The organism is Xanthobacter sp. BG11Y11_SDJG, assembly GCF_057364445.1.
The window spans coordinates 1-751 of record NZ_JBNFNU010000808.1; the positions used below are offsets into that span (position 1 = coordinate 1).

A 751-nucleotide genomic window follows, 5' to 3' on the forward strand; every position below is an offset into this window, starting at 1 on the left:
CCCACGCCGGCGGCGCGGCGCTGCCGGACCCCCAGCCCCAATGGGGGCGGGCGGCGCCAGGCGGCGGCACCACCCAGACATTGTTCCAATAGCGGTTGTTCCAGCCCCAATTGTTGTTCCAGGCCGAGCCCACGAGAACGCCGGTGCCGAACGCCAGCGCCCCCACCGCCGCGGTCGTGAAGATGGTGGAGCTGTCATAGGTGGGGACGTAGATGGTCTCCGGATTGGTGGGCGCGATGTAGATCACCTGCTTCCCGTTCTCCTGCCGGGTGGTGACCTGCTGCTGCGGCGTGCTCTTGAGGTTGCCCACCTCCTGCGCCTTGGCGCGCAGCATCTGGACCACGGTGGAGACGTCCTGCGGCTGGCGCACGAAGGCGTAGCCGATGGATTCGGTCCATTCCATGTGGGTGGCGAGCATGGCGACCACGTCCGGAAAGCGCACCAGCGCCTTCACCGAACTGTCCCAGTCCATCTTGTCCACGGCCGAGAAGTCGGACGCCTTCACCGCGGCCCGGTTGTCGGTGATCCACTGGTTCGCCGCGACGATCTGCTGCGGAAAGGCCGCCGCCGGCATCAGCACCGCCAGCAGCGGGTCGGGATAGAGCGCGATCGGGCCGAAGATGTATTCGAGATCGCTCACCGAATAGCTGGGCGCATCCGCCGGGATCGGGCTCGCCGCCTGAGCTGGCGCCTGCGGCGGGGCACCGCCGGAGACCGTTCCGCCGGGCGCGCCAGGCGCGGCATCGGTGGG

Annotated in this window: 1 protein-coding gene; it reads right to left on the reverse strand. The window is 69.0% G+C overall.

Going from position 1 to position 751, the window contains the following annotated elements; translation table 11 throughout:
- Window positions 1–751: DUF3300 domain-containing protein (locus tag AC2W7M_RS26665; protein ID WP_486136214.1), on the reverse strand; the 751-nt coding region annotated here is incomplete at both ends.